The following is a 5407-nucleotide window of genomic DNA, read 5'->3' on the forward strand; positions in this document are numbered from 1 at the left end:
GATCCGTACATCCTGCTGCACGAGAAGAAGCTGTCGAACCTGCAGGCGATGCTGCCGGTTCTCGAGGCGGTGGTGCAGTCGAGCCGTCCGCTGCTGATCGTGGCCGAGGACGTCGAAGGCGAGGCGCTGGCGACGCTCGTGGTCAACAAACTGCGCGGCGGCCTGAAAATCGCAGCCGTGAAAGCACCGGGTTTCGGCGACCGCCGCAAAGCCATGCTGCAGGACATCGCGATCCTGACCGGTGGTCAGGTGATCTCGGAAGATCTGGGCATGAAGCTCGAGAATGTCACCATGGACATGCTGGGCACCGCCAAGAAGATCGAAATCACCAAGGACGAAACCACCATCGTCGACGGTGCAGGCGAAAAGGCCGAGATCGAGGCACGCGTGGCCCAGATCCGCACCCAGATCGAAGAAACCTCGTCGGACTACGACCGTGAGAAGCTGCAAGAGCGCGTTGCCAAACTGGCCGGCGGTGTTGCTGTGATCCGCGTCGGCGGCATGACCGAAGTCGAAGTGAAAGAGCGCAAGGACCGTGTCGACGATGCTCTGAACGCGACCCGCGCAGCCGTGCAGGAAGGCGTGATCGTCGGTGGCGGTGTGGCGCTGGTTCAGGCCGGCAAGGCACTGATCGACCTGGAAGGCGCAAACGCCGACCAGAATGCCGGCATCAACATCGTGCGCAAGGCCATCGAGGCTCCGCTGCGCCAGATCGCCGAAAACGCCGGTGTTGACGGTGCGGTCGTGGCCGGAAAAGTGCGCGAAAGCGACGATCCCAGCTTCGGCTTCAACGCTCAGACCGAAGAATATGGCGACATGTTCTCCTTCGGCGTGATCGATCCGGCCAAAGTGGTGCGCACCGCGCTGGAAGACGCGGCCTCGGTTGCCGGTCTGCTGATCACCACCGAAGCCATGGTCGCCGACAAGCCGGCCAAGGAAGGCGCCGGCGGCGGCATGCCCGACATGGGCGGCATGGGCGGCATGGGCGGCATGATGTAAGATCGGCGCCTGCCGATACGCATCATCTTCCCACCGGAAGTATCGGGGGTCGCCTTCGGGCGGCCCCTTTTCCTTTGCCAGAGAATTTGCAAGAGAATGTGAATGGCCAATATCGGGCCCAGCGGCTAAGGCAGGCCCCATGCGCCTTGTTCTTCTCAGCCTTCTCACCATGACCGCCTTTGCCGCCAATTCGGTGCTCAACCGGCTGGCGCTGGCGCCGGGCGAGATGGACCCGATCCTGTTCGCGGCGCTGCGCCTTGCCAGCGGCGCGGGCGCACTTGGGCTGATGGTGGTCGTCAGGCAGGGGGGAGCGGCTTTCAAAAAGGCCTTCAGCCCCTGCGGCGTGGCGTCTCTTCTGGCCTATATCTTCGGGTTTTCCCTTGCCTACGGCGTGCTGGATCCGGGCTTCGGGGCGCTGATCCTGTTTGCCGTGGTACAGATCACCATGTTCGCTGGCGCCGTGATCTCGCGCGACCGCATTCCGGTCGCGCGCTGGATCGGGGCGGGGCTGGCCCTTGGCGGGCTGGTCTGGCTCCTGTGGCCGGGCCAAGGGGTGACTGTTGCCGTCGCGCCGGTTCTGGCGATGGCGCTGGCCGGCGTCGGCTGGGGTGTCTATTCCCTGCTCGGGCGCGGCGCTCGCGATCCCCTGTCGGCCACGGCGGCGAATTTCCTCTTCGCCAGCCCGGTGGCGCTGTTGCTCTGCTGGGGCGCCGGGCAATGGTCGGCGCCGCTTGGGGGCATCCTGCTGGCCATCCTCTCGGGGGTCGTCACCTCGGGGCTCGGATATGCGCTCTGGTATCGCATCCTGCCGGATCTCGGCGCCAGCCGCGCGGCGGTGGCCCAGCTGAGCGTTCCGGTCATCGCGCTGGCGGGCGGCATGGTCTTTCTCGGCGAGGCGCTGACCCTGAGATTCACCCTGGCGGCGGCGCTGGTCATCCTCGGGGTTCTGATCTCGCTGCGCAAAGCCTGACTTGCGGCGCCGAACCGGCCTGCTAGGATCGCGCCATGATTATCCGAGCCTTTGACAATGCCGAAGCGGCGGCGCTGCGCGACCTCCTGACCCGCGCCTTCGGGCAGCCGGACGAAGCCGACCTTTGCGAGGCGCTGCGGGCCGATGGCGACATGGCGCTCGAGCTCGTCGCCGAAGCCAAGAAGAAGATCGTCGGCCATGTGGCCCTGTCGCGGATGAAATCGCCGGCCGGCTGGCTGGCGCTGGCGCCGCTGAGCACCGATCCCCGGCAGCAACGGCGCGGCATCGGATCGGCCCTGTGCCAGATGGCGCTGCAATATGCCAACGCGCCGGTGGTGGTGCTGGGCGAGCAGGGGTTCTACGAACGGAACGGTTTCGATTTCGCCCGGGCCCGCAATCTGCGCTCACCCTATCCGGTGGCGCATACCGGGCTTTTCGCACCGGCGCTGGAAGACCCGGCACCCGCCTGCGAACTGGTCTATGCGCCGGCTTTCGGGGGCTGACACAGGCGCCGGATTTTGCGTTTCGCGGCTTTTCCCTTAGGCTGGTCGCTCAGCTATCAGATGGAGAGCGACATGGTGTTTCGGAAAATCCTGACGACCCTGGCCCTGATCGCGCTGCTGCCGACGGCCCCGGCACAGGCCGAATCCTTCCTGTTCGCGGTGCGCAGCGACTATCCCTATATCGTGCATATCGCCTTTTACAGCGATGACCGGAACTGGGTCTGGCCCAACGGGGACGAGGTCTACGTGCTCGACGACAGCCGCGTGCACGACTTCTCGCTGACCTGCCAGTATGGCGAGAAGATCTGCTATGGCGCCTGGCCCAAGGGCAGCCACAAGACCTATTGGGGGGTCGGGCCGGACCGCAGCCAGCGCTGTTCGGATTGCTGCTATTACTGCCAGGGCGGTGAATCCGGGGTGATCGTGCTTTACGAATAACCGCCCCCGGCGCGCGCGGCCTTTCAAATGATCGCCCGCCAGACTATCTGACACCCATGCGGTTCTGGATCCTCCTTCTGTTCCTGTTGCCCTTTCCGGCATCGGCCGACTGCGTGGTGCTGCTGCACGGGCTGGCGCGCAGCGAAACCTCCTTCGTGGTGATGGAGGCCGCGCTGCGGCGCAACGGGTACCGGGTGGTGCGCCCCGGCTATGCCTCGACCCGCGACGAAATCGCCGCACTGGTGGACCAGACCCTGCCGGCGGCAGTGGCCGAATGCGGTCCGGGGCGGGTGCATTTCATTACCCATTCCATGGGCGGCATCCTCTTGCGGCTGTGGCTGGCCGAAGACCGGCAGGTCGATCTTGGCCGGGTGGTGATGCTGGGGCCGCCCAATCACGGCAGCGAGATCGTCGATGCCTTTGCCGGGATCGAGGCCTTCGAATGGCTGAACGGCCCGGCCGGCGCGCAGCTGGCGACCGACGGCCTGCCCGGCACCCTGCCGCCGGTGCGCTTCGAGCTTGGGGTGATCGCCGGCGACCGATCGCTCAACCCGTTCTACTCGACGTTGCTCGAAGGGCCGGATGACGGCAAGGTCTCGGTGCGCTCGACCCGGGTCGAGGGCATGGCCGACCACCTTGTGCTGCCGGTCACCCACACCTTCATGATGAACAATCTGGAGGTGATCGCCGAATCCCTCTATTTCCTGCGGCACGGGGCGTTTCACGGCGGGATGTCCCTTGGTGAAATCCTGCAAAACGTGGAGCCGTGACGGTGAGACTGACTGGGGCCGAGGTGCTTTGGCCGGGCGGATTGGGCCCGGGAGATCTGTGTTTCGAGAACGGCCATATCGTCAGGGCCGGCGCGGGGTCGGTTGTCGACCTGAGCGGGTTCCGCATCCTGCCGGGCATCGTCGACATGCATGGCGACGGCTTCGAGCGCCATATCGCGCCCCGGCGCGGGGCGATGCGCGATCTCGGTCAGGGGCTGGCGTCCTGCGACGCCGAACTGGCCGCCAACGGCATTACCACGGCGGTTCTGGCGCAGTTCTTCAGCTGGGAAGGCGGCATGCGGGGCCCGGAGTTCGCCGAGCGTTTCTGCGCCGCGCTCTGCGCCGCGCGGCCGGACCTGCTGAGCGACATGCGGCTGCAACTGCGCTTTGAAACCCACATGCTCGAGGCCTATGACCGCTTCGAGGCGCTGGTCGAGAGCAGCGGTGCCGCCTATGTGGTGTTCAACGACCACCTGCCGCATGAGGCGCTGGCCAGGGGCAAGCGGCCGCCGCGCCTGACCGGGCAGGCGCTGAAAAGCGGGCGCAGCCCCGAAAGCCACCTGGCACTGTTGCAGGCCATGCACGCGCGCCGCGCCGAGGTGCCGCAGGCGGTGGCGGCTCTGGCGCAGCGCCTCGGGGCGCGGGGGGTGCTGCTGGGCAGCCATGACGACCGCAGCGCCGAGGGGCGCCGGTGCTGGCGCGCAAGGGGCGTGGCGATGGCAGAGTTTCCCGAAACCCGCGAGGCGGCGCTCGCGGCGCGGCAGGGCGGCGACGGTATCGTGCTGGGGGCGCCCAACGTGGTGCGCGGCGGGTCGCATTCGGGCAATGTCGGCGCCGCCGCCCTGCTCGCGGAGGGGCTGGGCGACGCCCTGGCCTCGGATTATCACTACCCGGCGCCGCGACAGGCGGTGACGCGGCTGGTGGAAGACGGGGTGATGGGGTTTGCCGAAGCCTGGCGGCTGGTCTCGGCCGGGCCGGCGGCGCTGCTGGGGCTGACCGACCGCGGCGCGCTCGAGGTCGGCAAGCGCGCCGATCTGGTGGTGATGGACCCGGCGACCGGGCGTATCGGCGCGACGGTCTGCGCTGGGCGCTTCAGCTATCTCAGCGGCGAGGTGGCGGCGCGGTTCCTCGCCTGAGGGGCGGGTGCGGCGCGCTCAGGCGCCGCCCCTGGTGATGCGGTTGACATGGCCCATCTTGCGACCCGGCTTGACCTCGGCCTTGCCGTAAAGATGCAGCGCCGTGTCGGGCGCGCGCAGCAATTGCGGCAGCTCGTCCATGTCGCTTCCGATCAGGTTCAGCATCTGCACGTCCGAATGGCGCTGACCGTCGCCCAGCGGCAGGCCGGCGACGGCGCGGATATGCTGTTCGAACTGGTCCACCGCACAGCCGTTCTGAGTCCAGTGGCCCGAATTATGCACCCGGGGCGCGATTTCATTGACGATCAGCCCTTGCGGGGTGACGAACAGCTCGACCCCCATGACCCCGACATAGTCGAGCGCGTTGAGGATCTTGGCCGCCAGCAGCACCGCGTCGGTGCGCTGGCCGGCGCTCAGCTTCGCGGGCACGGTGGTGCTGTGCAGGATACCGTCGCGATGGACGTTCTCGCCGGGGTCGAAACAGGCGACCTCGCCTCCGAGCCCGCGCGCCGCGATCACCGAGACCTCGTGGCTGAAATCGACGAAACCTTCCAGCAGCGCCGGGGCACCGGCCATGTCGGCGATGGCGGC

The 5407-nt window shown here is 67.3% G+C and carries 7 protein-coding genes; 6 read left to right on the plus strand and 1 reads right to left on the minus strand.

The window, feature by feature from the left end:
* From groEL to ABZD10_RS13235, 6 genes are all read left to right on the plus strand, one after another.
* A partial coding sequence (groEL, locus tag ABZD10_RS13210; protein WP_372887144.1) for a chaperonin GroEL occupies positions 1 to 999 on the plus strand: 999 nt, incomplete at its 5' end.
* Between the two features lie 139 nt (positions 1000 to 1138).
* Positions 1139 to 1969 (plus strand): DMT family transporter, encoded by an 831-nt coding sequence (locus tag ABZD10_RS13215; protein ID WP_372887145.1) that lies wholly within the window; start codon positions 1139 to 1141, stop codon positions 1967 to 1969.
* A 35-nt stretch (positions 1970 to 2004) separates the two neighbouring features.
* Complete coding sequence (locus ABZD10_RS13220; RefSeq protein WP_372887146.1) at positions 2005 to 2472, plus strand: GNAT family N-acetyltransferase; 468 nt, start codon at positions 2005 to 2007, stop codon at positions 2470 to 2472.
* A gap of 72 nt (positions 2473 to 2544) precedes the next feature.
* A complete protein-coding gene (locus ABZD10_RS13225) occupies positions 2545 to 2910 on the plus strand; it encodes a hypothetical protein (RefSeq protein WP_372887148.1) in 366 nt (121 codons plus the stop codon).
* A 56-nt stretch (positions 2911 to 2966) separates the two neighbouring features.
* Positions 2967 to 3680: an esterase/lipase family protein gene (locus ABZD10_RS13230; protein ID WP_372887150.1), complete on the plus strand. Its 714-nt coding sequence runs from the start codon at positions 2967 to 2969 to the stop codon at positions 3678 to 3680.
* A complete protein-coding gene (locus tag ABZD10_RS13235) occupies positions 3677 to 4816 on the plus strand; it encodes an alpha-D-ribose 1-methylphosphonate 5-triphosphate diphosphatase (protein WP_372887151.1) in 1140 nt (379 codons plus the stop codon). Before ABZD10_RS13230 ends, ABZD10_RS13235 begins: the two co-directional genes overlap by 4 nt.
* Before the next feature lie 18 nt (positions 4817 to 4834).
* Here ABZD10_RS13235 and ABZD10_RS13240 read toward each other — a convergent pair.
* The coding region (locus ABZD10_RS13240) for an ATP-grasp domain-containing protein (RefSeq protein ID WP_372887152.1) at positions 4835 to 5407 on the minus strand (573 nt) is incomplete at its 5' end.

The sequence above is a fragment of the Shimia sp. genome (assembly GCF_041624275.1).
In the GTDB taxonomy this organism is placed as follows: Bacteria; Pseudomonadota; Alphaproteobacteria; order Rhodobacterales; family Rhodobacteraceae; genus Shimia.

Excerpts from the sequence above, each read along its gene's own strand:
- ABZD10_RS13220 (WP_372887146.1), top strand. The coding sequence starts at position 2,005 with ATGATTATCCGAGCCTTTGACAATGCCGAAGCGGCGGCGCTGCGCGAC.
- ABZD10_RS13215 (WP_372887145.1), top strand. The coding sequence starts at position 1,139 with ATGCGCCTTGTTCTTCTCAGCCTTCTCACCATGACCGCCTTTGCCGCC.
- ABZD10_RS13230 (WP_372887150.1), top strand. The coding sequence starts at position 2,967 with ATGCGGTTCTGGATCCTCCTTCTGTTCCTGTTGCCCTTTCCGGCATCG.
- ABZD10_RS13225 (WP_372887148.1), top strand. The coding sequence starts at position 2,545 with ATGGTGTTTCGGAAAATCCTGACGACCCTGGCCCTGATCGCGCTGCTG.